19 protein-coding genes and 1 pseudogene are annotated in these 20072 nt (G+C 42.3%); 16 read left to right on the top strand and 4 right to left on the bottom strand.

Annotation, left to right across the window (positions count from 1 at the left end):
• Positions 1-9 precede the first annotated feature (9 nt).
• From lacB to FFL34_RS04695, 7 genes are all read left to right on the top strand, one after another.
• Positions 10-528: a galactose-6-phosphate isomerase subunit LacB gene (gene lacB, locus FFL34_RS04725; RefSeq protein WP_138601943.1), complete on the top strand. Its 519-nt coding sequence runs from the start codon at positions 10-12 to the stop codon at positions 526-528.
• Between the two features lie 33 nt (positions 529-561).
• Positions 562-1053 (top strand): PTS sugar transporter subunit IIA, encoded by a 492-nt coding sequence (locus tag FFL34_RS04720; RefSeq protein ID WP_138601941.1) that lies wholly within the window; start codon positions 562-564, stop codon positions 1051-1053.
• Positions 1054-1067: 14 nt separating this feature from the next.
• Entirely contained in the window at positions 1068-1370 is a 303-nt protein-coding gene (locus tag FFL34_RS04715) for a PTS sugar transporter subunit IIB (protein ID WP_138601939.1), read from the top strand.
• 28 nt (positions 1371-1398) lie between these two features.
• Positions 1399-2823 carry a PTS transporter subunit IIC gene (locus FFL34_RS04710; protein WP_138601937.1) on the top strand — a complete coding sequence of 475 codons (1425 nt, stop codon included), beginning with the start codon at positions 1399-1401 and terminating at the stop codon, positions 2821-2823.
• A 98-nt stretch (positions 2824-2921) separates the two neighbouring features.
• The gene (locus FFL34_RS04705; RefSeq protein WP_138601935.1) at positions 2922-3860 is read left to right on the top strand and encodes a hexose kinase; all 939 of its coding nucleotides are present in this window, start codon (positions 2922-2924) and stop codon (positions 3858-3860) included.
• Between the two features lie 18 nt (positions 3861-3878).
• On the top strand, positions 3879-4871 hold the full coding sequence (locus tag FFL34_RS04700) for a tagatose 1,6-diphosphate aldolase (protein ID WP_181954954.1): 993 nt from the start codon (positions 3879-3881) through the stop codon (positions 4869-4871).
• 152 nt (positions 4872-5023) lie between these two features.
• Entirely contained in the window at positions 5024-5743 is a 720-nt protein-coding gene (locus FFL34_RS04695) for an FAD-dependent oxidoreductase (RefSeq protein ID WP_138601931.1), read from the top strand.
• A 235-nt stretch (positions 5744-5978) separates the two neighbouring features.
• Here the strand turns inward: FFL34_RS04695 and FFL34_RS04690 are convergent, their stop codons facing one another.
• Together FFL34_RS04690 and FFL34_RS04685 are read right to left on the bottom strand one after the other, a co-directional pair.
• On the bottom strand, positions 5979-6428 hold the full coding sequence (locus FFL34_RS04690; protein ID WP_138601929.1) for a flavodoxin domain-containing protein: 450 nt from the start codon (positions 6426-6428) through the stop codon (positions 5979-5981).
• A gap of 135 nt (positions 6429-6563) precedes the next feature.
• Positions 6564-6974, bottom strand: a complete 411-nt coding sequence (locus FFL34_RS04685; RefSeq protein ID WP_138601927.1) for a hypothetical protein — start codon at positions 6972-6974, stop codon at positions 6564-6566.
• A gap of 903 nt (positions 6975-7877) precedes the next feature.
• Here FFL34_RS04685 and FFL34_RS04680 point away from each other — a divergent pair.
• Complete coding sequence (locus tag FFL34_RS04680) at positions 7878-9062, top strand: M24 family metallopeptidase (RefSeq protein WP_138604671.1); 1185 nt, start codon at positions 7878-7880, stop codon at positions 9060-9062.
• Positions 9063-9206: 144 nt separating this feature from the next.
• Here the strand turns inward: FFL34_RS04680 and FFL34_RS04675 are convergent, their stop codons facing one another.
• Entirely contained in the window at positions 9207-10193 is a 987-nt protein-coding gene (locus FFL34_RS04675) for a 2-hydroxyacid dehydrogenase (RefSeq protein WP_138601924.1), read from the bottom strand.
• A 187-nt stretch (positions 10194-10380) separates the two neighbouring features.
• Between FFL34_RS04675 and FFL34_RS04670 the strand changes: the two genes are divergently transcribed.
• From FFL34_RS04670 to FFL34_RS04635, 8 genes and pseudogenes are all read left to right on the top strand, one after another.
• A complete protein-coding gene (locus FFL34_RS04670; RefSeq protein WP_234031424.1) occupies positions 10381-11064 on the top strand; it encodes a GntR family transcriptional regulator in 684 nt (227 codons plus the stop codon).
• A gap of 3 nt (positions 11065-11067) precedes the next feature.
• Entirely contained in the window at positions 11068-12420 is a 1353-nt protein-coding gene (gene gabT / locus FFL34_RS04665; protein ID WP_138601922.1) for a 4-aminobutyrate--2-oxoglutarate transaminase, read from the top strand.
• Positions 12421-12529: 109 nt separating this feature from the next.
• Positions 12530-13972: an NAD-dependent succinate-semialdehyde dehydrogenase gene (locus FFL34_RS04660; RefSeq protein ID WP_171046272.1), complete on the top strand. Its 1443-nt coding sequence runs from the start codon at positions 12530-12532 to the stop codon at positions 13970-13972.
• A 233-nt stretch (positions 13973-14205) separates the two neighbouring features.
• A complete protein-coding gene (locus FFL34_RS18440) occupies positions 14206-14388 on the top strand; it encodes a hypothetical protein (RefSeq protein ID WP_185959590.1) in 183 nt (60 codons plus the stop codon).
• Between the two features lie 44 nt (positions 14389-14432).
• Entirely contained in the window at positions 14433-15407 is a 975-nt protein-coding gene (locus tag FFL34_RS04650) for a pyridoxal-phosphate dependent enzyme (RefSeq protein ID WP_138601920.1), read from the top strand.
• Between the two features lie 420 nt (positions 15408-15827).
• Positions 15828-16672: pseudogene (dat, locus tag FFL34_RS04645) on the top strand (D-amino-acid transaminase).
• Between the two features lie 84 nt (positions 16673-16756).
• Positions 16757-17896 carry an alanine racemase gene (gene alr, locus FFL34_RS04640; protein WP_138601918.1) on the top strand — a complete coding sequence of 380 codons (1140 nt, stop codon included), beginning with the start codon at positions 16757-16759 and terminating at the stop codon, positions 17894-17896.
• A gap of 162 nt (positions 17897-18058) precedes the next feature.
• The gene (locus FFL34_RS04635; protein ID WP_138601916.1) at positions 18059-19141 is read left to right on the top strand and encodes a tartrate dehydrogenase; all 1083 of its coding nucleotides are present in this window, start codon (positions 18059-18061) and stop codon (positions 19139-19141) included.
• 174 nt (positions 19142-19315) lie between these two features.
• Here FFL34_RS04635 and FFL34_RS04630 read toward each other — a convergent pair whose 3' ends face one another.
• Complete coding sequence (locus tag FFL34_RS04630; protein ID WP_138601914.1) at positions 19316-19906, bottom strand: hypothetical protein; 591 nt, start codon at positions 19904-19906, stop codon at positions 19316-19318.
• Between the last annotated feature and the right edge of the window lie 166 nt (positions 19907-20072).

Genomic DNA, 20072 nt, shown 5'->3' with positions numbered 1-20072 from the left:
GTGATTACAATGAAAATTTCTATAGGCTGCGATCACATTGTTACTGAAATGAAAGACCATTTAGTTGGGTATTTAAAAGATAAAGGGTATGAGGTTATCGATAACGGTACCTATGATAAAGAACGCACCCATTATCCTATTTATGGTAAAAAAACGGCAGAAAAGGTTGTAACGGGTGAAGCCGACCTAGGAATTACTATTTGCGGCACCGGGGTAGGTATCTCGGCAAGTGCCAATAAGGTAAAAGGAATAAGAGCTGCTTTAGTAGGTGACGTCGAAACTGCTAGGTATGCTAAAAGCCATCTCAATGCTAATGTTCTCGCTATGGGTGGACGGATTTTAGGAATTGGTGTTATTGAGGAAGCCATTGATACCTTTTTAGAAACGGAATACGAAGAAACAGAAGAAAGTAAGAAATTAATTGAACAAATCGATTCAATTAGCATGAATGATGAATCATTGAATGATGAACATTATTTCGACGAGTTCATTGAGAAGTGGAACAACGGTGGTTACCCAACGACTTAATCAAAGTTTTTAAAATACGGAGGAGGTGATATCTTGCAAGCTATTAAACCGTTATTCAAAAGAGAACTGACCTTTATTGAAGATGTTAATGATCAGGAAGAACTTTTCAACATTGTAGGCAAAAGACTAAAGGAAAAAGGAATTGTAAATGAGGATTTTACCGAAGCACTTATTGAGCGCGAACGAAACTATCCCACTGGGTTGGACTTAAGTCCTGTTTCCAATGATATTCCAAATGCTGCAATTCCACACGCGGATACGGAATACTGCAACGATAAAGCCATTGTCTTTGTTAAATTAAATAATCCTATTTCATTTTATAACATGATTGCACCTGATAAGAACATGGATGTTAGGTATTTGTTTTTCATCATCAATAATCAAAAAGAAAGCCAAACCAATGTCCTTTCTGAATTAATGGGCTTTTTGACAGTAGTTGATAATGTAAAAGCATTGGAAGCGATGCAAACCAAAGATGAGATTTTTCAGTTTCTAACTGAAGAAAATAGCAATATCAAAAATTAAAGGAGTGTTTTATTATGATTAAAATTTTAGCGGCATGTGGTGCAGGTATCAATTCAAGTCATCAAATTAAATCAGCTTTGGAAGAAGAAATGAAAAAACGCGGCTATGACGTGAAGGTAGATGCTGTAGTAGTTAAAGATATTAATGAAGAAATGATGAGTAATTATGATATCTTTGCACCAATCTCAAAAATGAAATTTAGTTTTGACGTCAATATTCCTGTAGTAGAGGCTGGTCCAATTTTGTATCGTATACCAGCAATGGCAGATCCTGTTTTTGATGAATTGGAAAGCATTATTAAAAAGCTGGATAAGTAATCCACACCATTAAAAGGATGTGAATATCATGTTAGATGCGATTATTAATTTTGCGAATACCGTATTTCAGCCTCTAATTGATTTAGGGGCTGCCCCAATGATGTTCATTTTGTTGTCTCTATTGGCAATATTGATGAAGGTTAAAGTAAGCAAAGCGTTGGAAGGCGGTCTTAAACTAGCAATTGCCTTAACAGGTATTGGGGCGGTTATTGATATTTTAACAGGGAATTTCGCCCCTGCTTTAAAGGATTTTGTTAAGTCAACAGGTATCGAGTTGAATATAACAGACGTTGGCTGGGCACCACTGGCAACAATAACTTGGGGTTCGGCTTACACATTATTTTTCTTATTAATACTTGTTGTTGTGAACTTAGTGTTGCTTGGAATGAACAAAACAAACACATTAGATGTTGATATATTTAACTTTTGGCACTTATCTATTACTGGGCTACTAGTTATCTACTACTCAGATAGTCTATTACTTGCAACGTTGTTAGTTATAATGCTCGGGGTTATGAAGTTTATCAACGCGGATATCATGAAACCAACTTTTAATGATTTGTTAGATATGCCTGAGTCGAACCCGACGACAACGACGCATATGAACTTTCTACTCAATCCATTAATTATGCTTTTTGATAAGATATTTGGAAAGTTCCTCCCGTTCCTCGATAAATATGATTTTGACGCAGCTTGGTTAAATGAAAAAATCGGCTTTTGGGGAAGTAAATTTGCAATCGGAATCTATTTGGGATTATTTGTAGGACTGTTAGGTCAACAGCCGGCAACAACCGTTTTTGAACTGGCCTTCATAGGCGGTGTTGCACTTGAATTATTCTCCATTGTCGGGACATGGTTTATTGCGGCGATGGAACCGATATCAAAAGGAATCACAGATTTTATGAGCAAAAGGCTAAAAGGTCGAACATTCAATATCGGTATCGACTGGCCTTTCTTAGCAGCACGTGCTGAAATGTGGGCTGCAGCTAACGTTATTGCACCTATCATGCTAGGAATCGCCTTGATTTTGCCTGGAAATGGTATTCTTCCTTTAGGTGGTATTATTGCTATCGGTTTAACTCCGGCACTATTGGTTGTTTGCCGAGGGAAAATTATACGGATGATCCTGATTGGAACAATAATGGTACCAGTATTCCTATGGTCAGGTACTGCAATTGCTCAATTTGTAACAGAAACAGCGGCTTCGGTCGGGGCTGCACCAGCGGGAATAGAAGAAGGTGCGCTAATTACCCACTCAACGCTGGAAGGACCGGTTGAGAAGTTCATTGCTATTTTAGTTGGTAAGGCCGGCGCAGAGTTTAATCTAGGCTCTATTATGGCAGCTGTAGGCGCATTAGTTGCTTACCTAGGCTTGTTTATCTGGTATATTAAGCAAATGAAAAAACGTAATTTAGAATACGAAGCTGAGAAAGAAAAAGAAGAAACTGCTTAATATCAGTATAGATTAGTCTGCAAATCCTTAAGTTGGGGTGAGGTCTTGGCCTCACCCCGTTAAAGTCAAATTGATGCAAATGGAAAGGGTGATAAACAGTGATCCTAACCGTTACACTAAACCCTTCTGTCGACATAAGTTATAAGCTTGAGCAGTTTTCACTTGATACCGTAAACCGTGTATCAGATGTTACGAAAACGGCTGGTGGGAAGGGCTTGAATGTTACGAGAGTACTGCAGCAGCTTGGGGAAGAGGTTGCTGCTTCAGGATTTCTCGGCGGCAGTTTAGGCGATTTTATCCGGAGAGAAATTTCTGAGCAAGGAATCCATGATTATTTTGTCGGTATAAATGGTGAAACAAGGAACTGTATCGCAGTAATTCATGAAGGAAAACAGACAGAACTACTGGAAAGTGGCCCGGTCATTGAAGAAAACGAAGCAACGGCGTTTTTACAGGAATTTGCGCAATACGCTCCAAAAGCGGATGTTATTACAATATCCGGAAGTCTGCCAAAAGGTCTTAAGAATGACTTTTACGGCCAGCTAATACGTATTGCTGGTGAACATGATACACCGGTATTGCTTGATACGAAAGGCGAGCTGTTGCAGCATACGCTTGAAGAAAACCGTAAGCCGTTTTTAATGAAGCCTAATGAAAAAGAATTGGCCGATTTACTTGGAGAAGCCTTGGAAAATGAGGCGCAAATGATTTCGGCGTTACAAACGCAGCTTTTCGCTGAGATTCCGTGGGTTGTTGTTACAACAGGTGCTGCAGGCGCCTTCGTTAAACATGGGGAACAGTTGTATAGCGTGAAAGCACCTGTTGTGGATGCTGTCAATCCAGTTGGTTCTGGTGATTCGGTGATAGCTGGCTTTGCAGCAGGATTGTCACGCGAGTTTGATGATGAGACGTTTATCAAATACGGTATGGCTATGGGCGTTTTGAATGCGATGGAGGAGAAAACGGGCTCCATTAATCCAGAAAATATTAACTGGTGCATGAATCAAATTATTGTTGAAAAAATACAAACAAGCTGAGCTAGGAGGACATTAATTATGGAATTAACACCGGGAAAGAAACGTGGGCTTGAACTTATTTCGGATGACAATCATGTTGTTTTGGCTACAGCCATGGATCAGCGTGGATCTCTAGGAAAAATGATTCAATCATTTAATAACAGCATTTCCTATGAGGAAGGGTTAAGTCAATTTAAAGAAGGTGTTAGTGAGGTACTTGGCAACCAGTCTTCTTCCCTTTTACTTGATCCCGAGTACGGGTGGAATGCTGCAAGTAAATTAAATGGTGACGTCGGTTTAATCATGGCCTATGAAAAAACAGGTTATGATACGTCCGAAAAGGGCCGCCTTCCAAATCTGGTTGATAACTATGCAGTACAGGATTTAAAGGAAAAAGGTGCAAGTGCCGTTAAACTGTTGATTTATTATGATCACCAGGAAGAAGAAAAGTATAACAAAATAAAAAATGCCTTTATTAAACGTGTTGGTGATGAATGCAAACAGAATGATATGCTGTTTATATTGGAGCCTGTTTCCTATAGTGCAGAAGGATTCGGTTCAAAAAGTGCGGAATTTGCCAAGAAAAAACCGGCAATTGTAGAATTTTTCATGGAGGAGTTTTCCAAGCCGGAATATGGCATTGATTTGTTAAAGGTTGAAGTTCCGGTTTCAATCTATAATATAGAAGGGTACGAGCAATACGATAATTACGAGCCTGTCTTCAGCAAAGAAGAGGCAGCAAGCTATTATCGCAATTGCTCCGAAAAGAGTCGTTTACCATTCATTTATTTGAGTGGCGGTGTGACGAATGAACAGTTTATCGAGACGCTCCACTTCGCCAAGGAAGCTGGCGCCCAATTCAGCGGTAGTCTTTGCGGGCGTGCTATTTGGAAATCTGGTGTACAGCCTTTTGCAGAAGAAGGCAAAGAAGCGTATTATGATTGGTTGAAAACAAACGGAGCCGACAATTTGAAAAATGTACAAACGGCGATTAAAGAAACAGCCGTTCCATGGACAACATTTATAGACTAATGGAGAACCCAAGTTTACATTTTATTTGTAAACTTGGGTTTTCTTAGATAGGGCGCGATGACAAAAAACTGCCACTATTGAGCTTGGTTATGTTTACGTAGCGGCATACAGGGTATATTTGTAAACAGAGCCTTTAAGAGGAGTTGGTAGTGATGTCAGAAATAATTAAACTGCGTAAGAAAGAAAAGATTGCTCGGGATACAATCGCATGTTATTGGGAAAAACCGGATGGATTTGAATTTAAAGCCGGACAATTTGGTGATTTTACATTGATTGACCCAAGTGAAACAGATGAAAAAGGCAATACGAGAGCTTTCTCCTTTGTTAATGCTCCATCTGAAACTGAAAGTGAACTGGTAACGGCTACGCGTATACGGGACTCGGCCTACAAGCGGGAATTGGAAAAACTGACGACGGGTGCAAAGGTTAAATTTGACGGACCGAGTGGTAACTTCAAACTACACAAAACGGAGTCAACCCCCGCTGTATTCATTATCGGTGGTATTGGCATTACACCAATTAGGAGTATGATTGCTGAGGCAACGAATCAACAGACATCGCATGAAATGACGTTGCTTTTTTCCAATAGTACTCCAAAAGATGCGCCATTCCAATCAGACTTCAGGGAGTTTGAGAAGAAAAATCCTAACTTTACGTTTGTTCCTGTCATGACGCAAGCTGATTCTGATGAATGGAATGGAGAGAGCGGTTACATTGACGAGGATATGCTGAAACGTTACGTATCGGATGTGAGTGCACCGATTTATTATCTTTCTGGTCCGGCAGGTATGGTCAACGCGATGTATGAAATGCTAGTGGAAGCAGGTGCGAATGAAGATAATATTCGGGCTGAGGAATTCTCCGGCTATTGAGGGAAAATGTTATATGAATGAGTAGGAAACTATCATGGTGAGGACATGATGGTAGTTTTTTACTGGTATGGGAGTCCACATTTACTACTGTCCATTCTGCCTCCAGGAGGGTCCAAGTCTTCTATTTTGGCATAATAGGTACGGTGATGTCGTGTGGTTGAATCAATGAAGTACGCGTCAAAATAAATTAAAAAAACGAATCCAGTGCTGTTTACCGCTGGATTCGTTTCATAATTTAATTCGAGGCCAAGTTGAGTACGGCATCAACAAATGTCTTGCCGTGTTTTAAATTCTCGTCATCCGGTTCAAGCTCAAATTTAAGCTTCTCTTCGTATACAGTTGCATTTTGTTCGGTAGCTCTGGAAGCCAGCGTATCGAGCGCAGGCCCGTATATATCATAATAAGAATCACAGGAACCGAATACACCGACTGCTTTTCCGGTAAGGTCAACTTCCTCCATATCCTCGTAAAAGTCTTCCACTTCAAATGGAATGTCATCATCCCATGAATATGATCCAAACAGAATAACATCAAATTCTTCCAATCGCTTTGCCTCAATCGGATCGAGATCAAACGATTTATATGTAACATCATGACCTTGTGCAGTCAGATGTTCTGTCATCGTTTCCGCCATGATCTCAGTGCTGCCTGTCAGGCTTGCGTATAATACCAAAACATTTGCCATTCAAAATCAACTCCTTTAATAGCTTGACCATCTTTATTATACCGTTTAATGAGAAATGTTTTCAATTTACAGACCTCTATTCAAGAAAAAATTCAAAGCGACCTTGACATCTTTATGACAGTTATACGTTGAGAGCTATTCTACCGAACGAAAAAACACTTTAAGATCATTCATGTCAATCGGCGTCTTTTTCACTTCATAAAACTGCTGGCTGACTAATATTTTTCCCCCAAATACAACGATATAGTCCACTTTTTTATTTTCATATAGATAAATCATACTCCCACTCATTGGTAAATTTGCCGGCTCACCTTTAATCTTCTCATATTCTTTCGTATTCATGTAATCCAACAGTTCTTGGATCTTTTTATGGTTGCGAGTCGTTTTATAATGACTAGTGTTAGCTATGGAAAATTTTAATTTCGTTATGTGATCAGAATCAACGTTTAGCGTACTGGTAAAAGATTGCTTACCCCAGTCTGCTTGCATAAGAAGCGGCAATACTACAGTGGCAGCAGTAATTATAATAAAAGCTATTTTTTTCAAAGAATCACCTCCGAGTTGGTTGGTGAGGTTAACTTCATTATGCTGCCAACTGATGATCTTTTCCTTGACTTAGGTCAACTTCGCAAGGAATACTACCGTTATTTGTTGTCATTCAATTAGGACAATTCAGTTATGGAGGTAGGTAGCATTTTCATATATTTTGGTGATGAGGCTTTCACAACTTGGAGAGGAATTTATTATTATCGGAATTGGATCCGAGGCATTTTACCTAGCCACCCATCATCAATTCACAATCCGCATGTGAATAAGTCAAAATTTCTATGAAAAAGAGAAAGGGGGACTGTATTTAACGAATAGAGTGGAAACGCATACATATGTAGTCGTTGATTTGAAATGAACAAGTGGAGAGGCGCTAGGAAAAATCGCGCGAAAAACAGGAAAGTCGAGTCACAGGGCGATTGTGCTGGTTGGAAATGAAGCGGTCTTTCAAACTATCCGGTGGTACTACAATCGGCTGGATAGCAGTCGTAATGGTAGCGGGCGTTACCGTTCTGGATTGTTTTGTGTACCTTTTTTCTAATAATGTTTTAAAAGGCGTTTCCTTCGCTGGAGGCGCTGATTTTTATATTCCAATGTTTTAACGTTCGCTCCTTCAGCACTTTGTTCCAGTTGCCTCATGAACGTTTCAATAATTTGAAGTAATTAATCAAGTTGATGTGTTGCGTAGAAAGTAGAAAAGATTTTAAAAATTGATTGACAATTCGGAAACTTCGTGAATATAATGGAAATACAAAATGTCGACAATCGACAAAGTAGTCCACCTGATTCAATCATGCGTGCATTTTTGTTATTATACTTGCTTTAAATAATCTTGAAAACTTACAGCAATAAAGAAAGCGGTTTCAAAATGCTTGGTCATTATATGGGGAGGGGTAAACGGTGTTGACTTTTCCGATTTCCGAGTTTCAAACTCGATTGGCAAAAACGAAGCAGCGGATGGTCAATGAAGGGGTTGATTTGCTTATAGTGACGGACCCAGCCAATATGAATTATTTGTCTGGGTATGATGCGTGGTCGTTTTATGTTCATCAAATGCTGATCGTTATACTTGAGGACGAACAGCCGATTTGGGTAGGTCGTGGTCAAGATGCCAGTGCAGCACTACACACGACATGGCTTGATAGCAATCATATTGTCGCATACGGGGATCATTATGTTCAGTCGGATATCAGGCATCCAATGGACTTTGTGAGCGATTTGCTTAGGAAAAAGAAATGTGATAATAAAACGATCGCTGTCGAACTTGATGCCTATTATTTTACAGCAAGAAGTTATATGCAGCTGACAAAAGGTCTTCCAAATGCCACGTTTAAAGATGGCACCAACATGGTTAACTGGGTACGCATCATTAAATCGGAACGCGAGATTTCCTATATTAAACATGCAGCTAAAATTTCCGAACAGGCTATGCAAGCGGCTTTTGATACAATTAATGAAGGTGTACGCGAATGTGACGTTGTTGCAAATATTTCTCATGCGCAAATAAGTGGAACAGAAGACTTTGGTGGGGATTATCCATCGATTGTACCACTTTTACCAACAGGTGATAAAACATCAGCATCACACTTAACCTGGACCGACAATCGCTTTAAGCAAGGGGACCCAGTCATCATTGAACTTGCCGGGTGTTACAAACGCTATCATTCGCCACTGGCACGCACGGCTGTTATTGGAAGTCCCGATGAAACGATGCAGTACGTTTCTGATGTCGTCATTGAGGGTATCAATACAACGCTTGATGCAGCTAAACCGGGCATAACGTGTGAAGAACTCGAGCGTGTATGGCGCAGTGTCATTGAAAAAAGCGGCATCAAAAAAGAATCGCGCATGGGTTATTCAATGGGACTTAATTATCCGCCTGACTGGGGTGAGCATACAGCAAGCTTGCGACCGGGTGATCGTACAGTATTGGAACCCAATATGACTTTTCATTTAATACCAGGAATCTGGATGGATCATATGGGCGTAGAAATAAGTGAATCGTTTCAGGTAACGGAAACCGGCTGTGAAGTATTGGCGGATTTTCCGCGCGATTTGATGGTAAAGCCAAATATCCGGCTTGCTTAATGCGCCCCATCAAAATGCTGGATACACTTCATTAGCTTATGTTTCAGATCCAGTCATACTAACGATTCTACTTCAGGAAAAACCCCGTATCTTCTTCGAGGTGATACGGGGTTTTTCTGTTACCATATCATATGATAGTGCTAGTCATTTTCCCTCGTCTGTCCACATGCTTGCGTCAATCAAATTCGGTGGTTTCCTGTCGTTTAGCCCAGCAACAAGGTTTTTCGCCGCCACTTCAGACATTTTTAGTTCTGTTTCGTGGGTGGAGGAACCAATATGCGGCGTTGTCACGGTGTTTTTCATGGTTAGCAGCGGATTGTCTTTTTCAATCGGTTCGTTTGTATATACATCAAGTCCGGCCCCAGCAATCTCTCCATTCTGCAGTGCATTAATCATATCCTGCTCGACTACTGTTTTCCCGCGTGAGCCATTTACAAAGATAGCAGTGTTTTTCATTTGCCCAAATTCCCGTTTGCCGATGAGTCCTTCTGTTTCGGGAGTCAGCGGTGTAATCAACAGGACAAAGTCTGATTCCGCGAGCAGGTCATCCAACGTGCGATAGCCTGCCTGGAAGGTCGTTTCCACGTCCGGTTTTTGGTTGCGGCTGTGATATAGAATGTTCATATCAAAACCGAAGTGGGCTCGTTTGGCAATTGCTCTCCCAATTCGCCCCATACCGATGATGCCTAATGTTTTGTGGTGGACGTCAATACCAAACAAATTATTCCCAACTGCCGCTTCGTCCCATTCACCGTTTTTTACGTATTGGTCCAGTTCTGGTATACGCCTTGCCGTTGCAATTAAAATGCCGAAGATGGAATCTGCTACCGTATCATTTAGTACGTCCGGTGTATTGGTCGCCATGATGTTTCTTTTTTTCAGTGCCTCCACGTCTAAATTATTATACCCGACGGAAACATTACTGACGATTTTTAGATTTGGTGCATGATTGAGCAAGTTTTCATCGACAGGCAGGTCAAGCCCAATAATTCCTTCTGCTTCGCCTAACTGCTTGAGAAATTCCGGATCAGTAGCCGGATCAATGTCTTTGAAAAAACGGACATCATATTTTTTGTTCAAAGTATCCAGAACAGGCTTTTCTACCCGATTATAGGCAATTATTTTTTTCACTGCACTCCCTCCATTCTATTTGCTTAAAACGTCTACTATTAACATAGTGTCTACAACAATCAAAGTCAATATATTTCAAAAAATACAAATTATGTTTGACAATCAAAATTATCTGAATTATGATAAATATAAATGTGTCGACAATCGACAACGACTACCGGAGATGATACAGAGAGGAGCATCTGCTTTGTACCAACAAGATAGCAGTGCGATGATGCAAAAACCATTAAGTGAACTGATTGCCGACCGACTGAAGCAAAAAATCTGGAATGAGGAGATTCAGCTTGGGAAGCGGCTCTTAGAGACTGAATTGGCGGAGACCTTTGACGTCAGCAGGAGCACGATACGGGAAGCACTAAAAATCTTGGAAAGCGAGGAGTTAATTAACAGTCAGGCAAGGAAAGGTACGTATGTGAAAGCGTTTACCCAACAGGATGTAGATGAGATTATCGAATTGCGCACACTGATTGAAGAACGTGCCTTTATACAGGCTGCCCGGTACCTTGGAGAAAACGATATAAAAAAATTAGAAGCGATTGTCGAGCAAATGAAAACAAAGGCAGACGAACAAGATTGGCACGGGTTGTTTGATTTAGATATGCTGTTCCATAACTATGTTGTCAGAATGTGCAGAAACTCACGGATTATTAAGATTTATGACTCATTGCAGGTACAGATTAGGACCTTTCTTATGCATCTTGACCGATATTATTCCAGCCATCAGTCATTTTACGATGAACACAAACTGCTTCTTCAGGCATTAGTCTCTAAAGACGCGCATACAGTGAAAAGGAGAGTGCGGAATCATATTGCGTACGTCGAAACAAAACTACTAGGCCAGAAAAATAATGTTGAATTGGAGGAGGTCTAATTAATGAGCAAACAATTTGCACAAGTAAAAACCGAATTGCCGGGTCCCAAGGCTAAGGAATTGCTTGAACGCAGACATGACATTGTTCCGCATGGTGTCAGCTATGGTACGCCAACATTTGTAGAGTCGGCAAAAGGTGCTTTACTCAAGGATGTTGACGGAAATCAGTTTATTGATTTTGCTGGTGCTATCGGCGTCATTAATGTCGGGCACAGTCATGATACGGTTGTCAGTGCGCTACAGGATCAGGTTAGTAAATATATTCATACAGGCTTTAATGTCATGATGTATGACCCATATATTGCATTTGCAGAAAAACTGGCCAATTTGGCACCGGGCAGTTTTGATAAAAAAGTAATGTTTTTGAACAGCGGGGCTGAAGCGAATGAAAATGCTGTTAAAATTGCCCGTAAATATACTGGTAGGCAGTCTATCGTCTCCTTCACTGGTGGTTTTCATGGCCGCACATTGATGACCATGTCGATGACTGGTAAAGTAAAACCGTATAAATTCGAATACGGCCCGTTCGCACCGGAAGTATACCACGCACCATTCCCGTATAATTACCGCCGGCCGGAAACAATGAGTGAAGATGCGTATGCAGATTACCTGCTGAAACAGGTGGAAGACTTTTTTATTACAGAGGTTGCTCCAAGCCAGGTTGCGGCGTTCATTATGGAACCAGTCCAAGGGGAAAGTGGATTTATTATCCCGAATAAAAAATTCGTAAAAGGGGTATATGACCTATGTAAACAGCATGGTATTCTGTTCATTGCTGATGAAATCCAGACCGGTTTCGGGCGCACCGGAAAATACTTCGCTATGGACCATTATGGTGTGGAGCCTGACTTGGTTACGATTTCTAAATCGATGGCAGCCGGTCTGCCGATCAGCGGTATTATCGGACGACAAGAAGTAATGGATAGTGCGGCACCAGGTGAACTTGGTGGAACGTATTGCGGCAGTCCACTAGGTTGCAGAGCCGGTCTAGCCGTGCTTCAGGTGATGGAAGAGGAAAATCTGAATGATTGTGCACTTACAATCGGTAACAAGGTGATGGATACATTTGAAAAGATGTATGACCGATTTGACGTCATAGGAGATTACCGTGGTCTTGGAGCGATGTGTGCATTGGAATTCGTAAAAGACCGTGACAGTAAAGAACCTGCTAAAGAACTGACCGGCCAGGTGCTCAAAGAAGCGAGGTCAAGGGGACTGATTGCACTGAAAGCCGGTGTGCATGACAATGTTGTCCGTCTATTAATGCCGCTTGTGATTACCGATGAGCAATTGGAAGAAGGGCTTACTATCCTGGAAGAAGCAGTAGATGAAGCAGTTGCCGTCGAAAAAGTTTGATAGAATAAAAGATACTTCTTGTTAGGAAAGTTATTCAGTAAAGTGGAACATTTTCCCCGCTTTATGGCGGAATAAATTAAAATTTTTATAGAATAGGAGTGGCTCGGAAATGGCAGTAACAACTGATAATCAATTAATGAATATTAACGGGGAATGGATTGGTGACGATCTTGACACATTGAAGGTGACAAATCCTGCTAACGGTAAGATAGTCGGCACCGTTCCCAATGGTGGTGAAAAAGAAGCAGAACAGGCAGCAGAAGCCGCACATAAAGCATTTGCATCTTGGTCTGAACGGACGGCACATGATCGGGCCGGATACTTACAAAAATTGAATCAGCTCATGTTGGAACACCAGGAAGAACTTGCCCAAATCATGACGATGGAAATGGGAAAACCGATTAAAGAATCGCGCGGTGAAGTCAGTTATGCTGCATCATTTATTGAATGGTTTGCGGAAGAAGGCAAACGCGTTTATGGTGAAACGGTTCCAACCCACAAGGATGGAAAACGGCTGCAGGTCTGGAAAAAGCCTGTCGGTGTAGTGGCAGCAATTACACCATGGAATTTCCCGGCAGCTATGTTGACACGTAAGATGGGGCCAGCGCTGGCAGCAGGGTGTACGGTCGTCATGAAACCATCAAGCGAGAGTCCACTGACTGCAGTTAAGCTAATGGAATTGTGTGAGAAAGCCGGTTTTCCAAAGGGCGTTGTGAATCTCGTGACTGGATCATCATCCAAATTTGCTAAAGTGGTAATGGCAGACAGCAACGTGCGTAAAATTACCTTCACTGGTTCAACGGAGGTTGGTAAACTATTAATTCGTCAAAGTGCGGACCAGGTGAAAAACTTATCATTGGAACTTGGCGGGCATGCCCCATTAGTCGTTCTGGACGATGCGGATGTTGACTTAGCCGTTAAGGGAGCTGTTGCGTCCAAGTTTAGAAACGCCGGTCAGACGTGCATTTGCGCGAACCGGATTTATGTACAAGAAGCCATTTACGATGAATTCACAGATAAACTCGCCAAAGCCGTTGAAGATTTAAAAGTCGGGGATGGTGCGGATGAAACTGTTGATGTTGGGCCTTTGATTAACCAGGATGGCTTAGATAAAGTGAGCCGCCATATGCAGGACGCTGTATCCAAAGGTGCTACGGTCGTAACCGGCGGGGAACCTGTCACTGGCAGTGAGGGTGTATTCTATCAGCCTACTGTCGTAAAAGATGTAGATGAGTCGATGGTTGTCATGCATGAAGAAACGTTTGGCCCAGTAGCACCTGTTCAAAAGATTACTAGTGATGAGGAAGCGGTCAAATTGGCAAATGACACAGAGTATGGATTGGCGGCATATGTCTTTACCAACAGTGTTGCTAGAGGTACAAAACTTATCGAAAAACTGGACTTTGGTATTGTTGGCTGGAATGATGGTGCACCATCTGCGCCTCAGGTTCCATTTGGTGGCATGAAAGAAAGCGGTATTGGACGTGAAGGCGGACATGAAGGCATCGACGCTTTTATAGAGTCCCAATACGTATCCATCGGAATGGAATAAACCCGCAGGTCCAGTGGGGACAGGAACTTCGGACCAATTATTGTTTTTGGACCAGAGTGCCTGTCCCCATGGTTTTGTGTTATACCATCCGAAGTGCTGGTGCGTGGACCCATCCGCAGCTATCATCCGCATGTTAGGGAGCGACTCCATCACGAATTGGAAAAAGCATTTTCAATCGTCAAGAGCTTGGATGGTGACTATGAACTAAGCTGGGTGGAGAAGACTTTGCCCATGTGACGAATACTGTTCCGGGAGCTATGTTTATTCTCGGATGTAACATTGGAGACGGAAAACCTCGTGATTTACACACCCCAATTTTTGATATCAATGAAGACGTGTTACCGGTCGGTGTATCCATTTTGGCCGAGACTGTACGGCGCTTCCTGGAAAACGGAGGAATGAAACAGGAGGATTGAGTGTTCGGCAAAACAGGACGAATCATCAAACAAGGAGGGCTCGCATGCCACAACAAATGCTCACCCAGCGTGACGTCTGGGAAGCACAAAAGCGAATCTCTCCCGATGCGGTAAACACACCACTCATTTACTCACCAGTGCTTTCCGAAATGACAGGGTCGGCTATTTATTTGAAATTGGAAAATTTGAATGACAGCGGTTCATTTAAAATCAGGGGTGCATCCAATAAAATACTAAGTTTATCACTGGAAGAGCAGAAGCGGGGCATAACGACGTTTTCAACTGGGAATTTCGGTGTCAGTGTCGCAACCGTTGCCCAAAAGCTAGGGATCAGAGCGGTTATTTGCATATCCAATCGGGTCCCCAAAGCAAAAGTGGATGCACTAAAGCGTACCGGCGCGCAAGTGGAGTTGGTAGGGGACGCACAGGATGATGCGGAAAGGTATTGCTACCAGCTGGAGAGTAAACATGGCCTAACCGTCGTTCATCCATTCGATGACCCATATATTATCGCCGGTCAAGGCACGATTGGACTGGAGATACTGGATGAATTGCCGGAAGTTGAAACAGTGATTGGTGGGCTATCTGGTGGTGGACTGCATTCTGGATTAGGGCTGGCATTGAAATCAGCCGATGCTGGCGTACAAGTAATTGGACTTTCGACGGCCAAAGGGGCTGCGATGTATGAAAGCCTTAATAAGGGAGAGCCGGTCGTTGTCGACGAGCAGGATACCTTAGCTGACAGTTTACTTGGCGGTATTGGTCTTGGTAACCGATATACATTCCGTATGGTCCAGCAATACGTTGATGATATTATCCTGCTTGAAGAAAAAGCGTTTGCCGAGGGTATGGCGTTTATGCTGGAAACACACCGGATGGCGGTTGAAGGTGCAGCGGCTTCCGGTATCGGTGCCATTTTAAATAATCGTGTTCCATTAGGGTCACCCACAGTTGTTGTCATCAGCGGGTCCAGTGTTGATACATCAACAATCCTTTCAGTCACGCAGAACAATCAATGAACCAATGTGAGTCAATTTCATAATTCGTTGTAGCAAGTAAAACACGAACTTTATGTTTTCATTCATGCTACCGTTGTCCTGCATGAAAGGTGACTCGCTTTCCGCGGGCATGGCTTCAGCCTCCTCGGAAGAAAACCACTTCCTGCGGGGTCTTCAGACACATGCTTTTCCCGCAGGAGTCGGTCACCTTTCATTACGGACAACTAGTGTTAATAAAAGACGAATGATCAAACCTATATAACTCACAAAAGTTCGTATATTTTGTGAAAATAAGCGCTTATGAAATTGATTCAATATGATGAAAAACCAAAGAAAAATGTTCAGCTTGTATACTGATTCCGCAGACCTGATTGCTTGCATCCGCTGATAGACGATCGTACGCCAGTTTGTGTGTATTAATTGATTGGGGAGGTCTTTATTGTGAGCAGCATACTGTACAATGACCAGATTATCGAACGGGACAATGTGGTAGAAATTGAGGACCGCGGTTATCAATTTGGAGATGGTGTCTATGAAGTTATCGGGGTGTATGACGGGAACCATTGCTGATGGATGAACATATGAAACGTCTGAAAAGAAGTGCCCGAGAAATCCAGTTGACGCTTCCTGTTGAAGTTAATCAGCTGAGAAAAAAGCTTGAGGAGTTGGTTCAGGTAAATGGGTTAGAAGAGGGAATTATTTATCTGCAAGTGTCACGTGGGGTGGCGCCACGCTGGCATGAATTCCCATCAACTGATACGCAAGCTGTAACGGTTGCCTATACACGAGAAGAAGAGCGAGACAATGAGTTGGAAGATCAGGGCGCAACAGCCGTTTTGACAAAGGATATCCGTTGGCTTCGCTGCGATATCAAAACACTCAATCTTCTGCCAAATGTGCTCGCCAAACAAAAGGCAGTGGAAAACAATGCGATTGAGGCCATCCTGCATCGTGGAGACACCGTCACGGAAGCAAGTGCTTCCAACGTGTTCATCGTAAAAAATGGTGAATTGTATACCCATCCGGCCGATAACTACATTTTAAATGGTATTACCAGGCAGAAAATCTTGCAGCTGTGTGATGAATTAGAGTTAAAAGCACATGAGGAAACGTTCACGGTTGATGAATTGTTTGACGCAGATGAAGTATTTATTTCAGCGACAAAAATGGATATTGCCCCGATTTTACAAGTGGACGGCAAAACGATTGGCAATGGTACACCGGGTAATGTAACCAAACAGTTAGTGAAGGAATTCCGCAAGCTATATGAAAAAAAGAAAGCATAAAGTTTAGCGTCATTTATAGCGGTCTCCTATTGAATGGTCATTTAAATAATGGGGAGTTAATCAGCAGACAGGGGGTATGTGGCTATGACAAAGCCAACCCTATTAACAACCCGCGGCCCTACTGTAGCTGAAGTGAATTTGAGGGCTTTCCGGGATAATGTTGACGTATTTAAAACGATTGCAACGGATTCAGGGAGCCAGTTAATGGCTGTCATTAAAACAAATGCCTATGGACACGGGGTGGTGCCTATAGGTCATGCTGCCATCGAAGCAGGTGCGGACCGGCTCGGTGTGACAACGGTTGAGGAAGGCGTATTACTAAGGGAAAATGGCATTGACGTTCCTATTCACCTTTTAAGCTCCACCAATACGTCGCAAGTGGCAGATGCTGTCGCCTATGATCTGACAATTTCTGTTTCTTCCCAAGAGCTGGCAGTGGCCGTTCATGCTGCTGCCCTCAAGCAAGGAAAAACAGCAACGGTACATTTAAAACTAGACACAGGATTACATCGGTTTGGCATTGCACCGGAAAACGCATGGGATTTTTGCCGGTCGTGCTACCATCTTACAGGGCTTTATTGGGAAGGAATTTATACACATTTTTCTAGTGCTGACGAGGGCGACTGGACGACAACTGAACAGCAATTTACGTTATTTATGGATACCATTCTGGATTTAAATGAAGGCGGTTACAATTTTCCGATCAAGCATGCTGGAGCATCCACGATAGCGATTGAAAGAAATGATATGCATCTGGATATGATTCGGCCGGGGATTGCGTTGTTCGGTTATACACCGGAAATCCGTCAGCAAAATAAGTTGACGCTGAAGCCGGTGATGGCATTAAAATCTAACATTCTGCTTGTACGGGAACTACCGCCAAATACGCCGGTCGGCTATGGTGGAAACTATGTCACATCAGGTGATGAAAAAATAGCTATTGTACCGGTTGGGCACGGGGATGGTTATAAGCGCGTGCTCTCCAATAAAGGGGAAGTGCTGGTACACGGTCAGCGCGCAAGAATAGCTGGCGAAATATCGCTAGATCAGATGATGATTGATGTGACACACATTAATGATGTTCGCAACGGAGATGAAGTAGTCCTGATGGGCGAACAAGGGGGTGATGCGATTTCGGCACGTGACATAGCAGACAAGGTAGGCAGCATTGTTGATGAGGTGTTGGCCAGCCTGATGGAACGAGTGCCACGTGTTTACAAGTGAAATGTTTTATAAGTGAATGAATGGAGACATTTTAAATAAAAGACAACGCAGACTCCGAACACCGTAAATACTATTTAGGAAATCGACATGCGAAAAAATATATAGACGCAGGAAACAGAATCGCTTAAGTGAGATGGTTAGCAGAAAAAAAGGGAGGAAGTTATGAAGCATTTTACAATTGCGCTCGTTCCCGGTGATGGTATTGGACCGGAAGTAATCGCGGAAGGAGTAAAAGTGTTAAAAACGATTGAAGAACTGGACTCTGAACTTTCTTTTTCGTTTACGGAGTTTCCGTGGGGATGTGAGTATTATTTAAATCAAGGGAAAATGATGGATGATGATGGCATCAACCAACTCCGCCATTTCGATGCTATTTATCTTGGGGCGGTTGGATATCCGGGTGTACCGGACCACATATCATTACGGGATTTGTTGCTGCGGATTAGGAAATCATTTGATCAGTATGTCAATCTTCGGCCGGTCTTATTACTGCATCCGTCATTTACGCCACTGAAGGATAAGGCGGAAAAGGATATTGACATGCTCGTTATCCGGGAGAATAGTGAAGGGGAATATGCCGGGACGGGTGACTGGCTGTACAAAGGTAAGCCGGAAGAAGTGGTGCTGCAGACAGGAGTTTTTTCCCGTAAAGGTACCGAACGGATCATTCGTTACGCCTATGAAGAAGCGCGCCGGTTGAACAAGACATTGACCAGCATCAGTAAAGGAAATGCCTTGAATTATTCAATGGTTTTCTGGGATGAGGTCTTTGAGGAAGTCGGAAAAGAATATCCGGATGTGACGACGTATTCATACCTTGTCGATGCAGCCAGTTTATATTTTGTATCTGATCCGGAGCGGTTTGAGGTGGTGGTCACATCAAATTTATTCGGGGATATTGTGACCGACATCGGAGCTGGGATCACCGGGGGGTTGGGGCTTGCCACCGGAGCCAATATCAATCCGGAAAAGGATTATCCTTCTATGTTTGAACCTGTCCATGGCTCAGCGCCGGATATAGCCGGAAAAGGAGTGGCAAATCCTATTGCTGCGATCTGGTCTGTCAGTCAGATGTTGGACTTTTTTGGTGAAGAAACGTGGGGGAAGGTTGTGTTGGATACCATTAAAGGTCTGACTGTGGAAACGGAAAATTTGACGCCTGATCTTGGCGGAAAAGCGACAACGAATGAAGTCGGTGATCGGTTTGCGGAAAAATTAAAAGAAAAATGGGTTGAAAAAAGGTGAATGACGGAAGAGTTGAGATGAATTAAGTGAAGGGTGCTTCATAGCTTCCGAAAAACCTGCTTCTTTCTATATAGAAGCAGGTTTTTGTGTGCGAATTAATCTAAGAGCTGGTGTGAAGTATGTGGTAAATTAAATAGTTGATCATGTCGAATTGGAGTTTTGAATGCCTGTCCTTTATTTTAATTCACGAAGCTTAGATTCTTGTTCAATCGAACGTAAGGCCAATGTTTTTAAATGGTTTTCCTGCTGTGTTTGGCTATCCTTTAGGGAATGTAATTGATTATTGATGTGAGACAGTTGTTCAGTGTTTTGCGCGATTTGTTTTTCGTTTCCGTTGATGAGGTCCTTATTTTCAATGATGAGTTCGGAGTTTTGTACAATCTGCTTTTCATTTCTGTCAAGTTTATCCTCGATCCGTTTAATATTAGCGTCTAGACTAGTTTGAAGGTTTTGTACCTCATCTTTGGTGGCCACGCTAGTTTGAAGATTTTGCAACTCATCTTTAGAGGCCATGTTGGACTGAAGGTTTTGTACCTCATCTTTGGTAGCCACGCTAGTTTGAAGATGTTGCAATTCATCTTTGGAGGCCATGTTTGCATGTAAGTGTTGCAATTCATCTTTGGTAGCCATGTTTGCCTGTAAGTGTTGTAATTCGTCTTTGGTAGCCATGTTTGCATGTAAGTGTTGCAATTCATCCTTGGTAGCCATATTTTGTTTAATGTTTTGCAACTCATCCAGTATTAGGTTGATCACCTGATCGCTCATTGGATTCCCCCCTTTCCCTCTCCTTAATAACTTGATAAAAGTATATCACCATTCATTTTCGTGGGCAACTTTCCAATTATCCGTGATTGAGTCAAGTACTTGTGGGAGATTTTTTTTCAAGTCCCTTTTTTGTATTGTTTTAGTCAACTTTTGGTAACGGTTTCAT

It is taken from the genome of Lentibacillus cibarius (genome assembly GCF_005887555.1).
Taxonomy (GTDB): Bacteria; Bacillota; Bacilli; order Bacillales; family Amphibacillaceae; genus Lentibacillus; species Lentibacillus cibarius.
The sequence above is the reverse complement of the archived record's forward strand: the minus strand, read 5'-3'. Positions and strand labels throughout refer to the sequence as shown.

Bases quoted from the DNA above. Each gene is read 5' to 3' on its own strand.
- lacB (WP_138601943.1), top strand. From the start codon at position 10: ATGAAAATTTCTATAGGCTGCGATCACATTGTTACTGAAATGAAAGAC.
- FFL34_RS04715 (WP_138601939.1), top strand. From the start codon at position 1,068: ATGATTAAAATTTTAGCGGCATGTGGTGCAGGTATCAATTCAAGTCAT.
- FFL34_RS04710 (WP_138601937.1), top strand. From the start codon at position 1,399: ATGTTAGATGCGATTATTAATTTTGCGAATACCGTATTTCAGCCTCTA.
- FFL34_RS04700 (WP_181954954.1), top strand. From the start codon at position 3,879: ATGGAATTAACACCGGGAAAGAAACGTGGGCTTGAACTTATTTCGGAT.
- FFL34_RS04695 (WP_138601931.1), top strand. From the start codon at position 5,024: ATGTCAGAAATAATTAAACTGCGTAAGAAAGAAAAGATTGCTCGGGAT.
- FFL34_RS04690 (WP_138601929.1), bottom strand. From the start codon at position 6,428: ATGGCAAATGTTTTGGTATTATACGCAAGCCTGACAGGCAGCACTGAG.
- gabT (WP_138601922.1), top strand. From the start codon at position 11,068: ATGAGCAAACAATTTGCACAAGTAAAAACCGAATTGCCGGGTCCCAAG.
- FFL34_RS04660 (WP_171046272.1), top strand. From the start codon at position 12,530: ATGGCAGTAACAACTGATAATCAATTAATGAATATTAACGGGGAATGG.
- FFL34_RS04650 (WP_138601920.1), top strand. From the start codon at position 14,433: ATGCCACAACAAATGCTCACCCAGCGTGACGTCTGGGAAGCACAAAAG.
- alr (WP_138601918.1), top strand. From the start codon at position 16,757: ATGACAAAGCCAACCCTATTAACAACCCGCGGCCCTACTGTAGCTGAA.
- FFL34_RS04635 (WP_138601916.1), top strand. From the start codon at position 18,059: ATGAAGCATTTTACAATTGCGCTCGTTCCCGGTGATGGTATTGGACCG.
- FFL34_RS04630 (WP_138601914.1), bottom strand. From the start codon at position 19,906: ATGAGCGATCAGGTGATCAACCTAATACTGGATGAGTTGCAAAACATT.